Origin of the sequence: Vibrio sp. V03_P4A6T147, assembly GCF_002241085.1 — a bacterium.
Taxonomy (GTDB): domain Bacteria; phylum Pseudomonadota; class Gammaproteobacteria; order Enterobacterales; family Vibrionaceae; genus Vibrio; species Vibrio anguillarum.
Genome location: NZ_NDIO01000244.1, coordinates 1 through 2488 on the forward strand (window position 1 = coordinate 1; position 2488 = coordinate 2488).

1 protein-coding gene is annotated in these 2488 nt (G+C 43.6%); it reads right to left on the reverse strand.

Going from position 1 to position 2488, the window contains the following annotated elements:
- Nucleotides 1-533: 533 nt before the first annotated feature.
- Nucleotides 534-1979 carry a YfcC family protein gene (locus B9J84_RS09670; protein WP_026027156.1) on the reverse strand — a complete coding sequence of 482 codons (1446 nt, stop codon included), beginning with the start codon at nucleotides 1977-1979 and terminating at the stop codon, nucleotides 534-536.
- Between the last annotated feature and the right edge of the window lie 509 nt (nucleotides 1980-2488).

The window sequence follows — 2488 nt, forward strand, 5'->3', positions numbered from 1 at the left end:
GCACTACTCCATATAGGCTCGGTATTTTGGTTGGGAATTTTATGCACCAAAAACACATCGATAATTCATCGAATTGGTTAAGAATATGCACTTGAAAAGGGTATATAGTTGAATGTGAGTCGAAGAAATGGGCTGTGTTAACATAACTTTCTTAATAAAACTTGATCTCACGCAGGCTTTCTAATGTAGATGTTTTGTCTGAATTGGCGTAATAGAGGACGGAAAATGAGAGATGAAATAGCAGGCGATCTGAATTTGGTGATAAAGGAATATAGGCCGCGTTTTATTTAGTCACCAAAAGTGGTTATTTATCCCAGCCGATTGCTATAAAAAAATAGCCATCAAAACTAATGGTTATCTAACGACGTTGAAAGCCATCATTTCCTGATTTGGCTAACGTATCATGTTTAGAGTTGAGTAGCTGCGCAGCCAATGAGCCTAAGTCGGCCTGCCAATAAAAAAGCCGCAATCATGCGGCTTTTAGAGGGTGTGACGCGGTTTTCACCTACGACATATCGTTCATCAGTTTGGCGCTATAGCATCGCACCTAGGCTGAGAGATAGCATAATGAATACGCACAATATGCCTAACAGTGGTGCGACCCATTTCACCCAGCGAACATAAGGTACACGAGCAATTGCTAAGCCGCCCATCACTACCGCAGAGGTTGGCGTGATGAGGTTGACTATCCCTGAAGCTGATTGGTAAGCCGTGACGACAAGGTCGCGGCCAACGCCTGCAAAGTCAGCCAATGGAGCCATGATGGGCATGGTTAATACCGCAAGGCCAGAAGACGAAGGTACAAGGAAAGAGAGAAGAATTTCCAGTAAATACATTACGTTAATAAAAATGACGGATGAAAGGCCAGTAACCATTTGCTCGGCTGAGAACAAAATAGTGTCGGTGATCATCCCGCGGTCCATGATCACCACAATACCGCGTGCGATACCAATGATCAGCGCTACACCTAATAGGTCTCGTGCACCATCAATAAAGCTGGTGGTGAATTCCTCTTCACTCATACGAGCAATTAAACCGATAATGATGGTTGCGCCCAAGAACATGGCTGAGATCTCAGCCATCCACCATCCAGCAACAGATACACCATAAATCATCACGCCAAAAGCGGCCGCGAAAATGGTCAAAATAACTTTGCGGGTGGCGGTGAATTCGAGTTTCTCTCCACTTTGGTTGCCAAGGAAGTGCGCTTTGTTCTCTTCGTACTTATCGTACACAATCGATTTGCTTTGATCTGCTTGCACCATTTTCGCGTAGCGCATCACGTACAGTACACAGATAACCCAACCGACAGCTAACATTGCTAAGCGCAACATGATGCCATCAGTAAACGGAATGCCCGCTGCGTTGGCCGCAATTACGGTGGCAAACGGGTTGATAGTGGAGCCCAGCGTACCGATACCCGCGCCAAGCAGTACGGTAGCGGCGGCAACCAGTGGGTCAAAACGAGCGGCCATCATCACAGGTACGAGTAAGGTGTAGAAAGGTAAGGATTCTTCCGCCATACCGTAAATCGTACCGCCTGCGGCAAACAGCGCCATCAGGATGGGTATCATCAACTCTTCACGCCCTTCAAGCCGCGCTGTTACGCGTTCAATGCCCGCATCAATCGCACCTGTTTTGGTCACTAGGCCCAAAAAGCCACCAATGACCAAAATGAACAGAGACACGTCAATCGCGGCAGCTTCGTAGCTGTTGTGGTCATAAAAGCCGTCAATCGGTGCCATCAACACATCGATCACCCCTTGTGGGTTACCTTCTGCGTGTTGATAAGTTCCCGCAATAGGCACTTCTTTGCCCAGTTCTTCATTCATGGTGCGCTGATACTGACCGGCAGGCACAATCCAGGTTAAAAGGGCCACAAGAGCAATTAGAATGAAAAGGATGGTGTAAGCGGAAGGAAACTTAAAGTTAGCAAAGAAGCCACCTTTAGGTTCCGTGGATACAGTTTGGGTTGTCATAGCGATCTCCTTACACTCAGAGAACAACGAGATTCTGAGTGTGTTCAGCGGCTAATGTTCTTCAGTCTTCCAGCCCATTAACATATTATCTACTAGGGGTGAAAGAATAAAAAGTTATTGGAACTTCAATTAAATACGTTAAATGAAAAGTTTTAATTATTATTAAGTGAACATAAATGCTCACTTGCTCAGATATCTGTATAAATTCTAAGGTGAGTTTTAAAGCGTAACTTTGTCTTGCTTCACAAAACAATAGTACCGAGTTACACACCATTTTTTTAGGGAATTTAATTTAGGGTAATTGAGTGTAAATAATGGAATTATATTCTTACGCTTTTTATTCGAAGACATGGAGATAGGCGGATAATCGTTGTAGGGTAAATATATTGAAATTTTATTCATTAAGCTGAATGAGTGAAGAGAAGTAATTATTTATTACTTTATTGATATGTATCAATATTTTATACGTGACAAATAAAAAGGGAGCCAAAGCTCCCTTATAACAATAG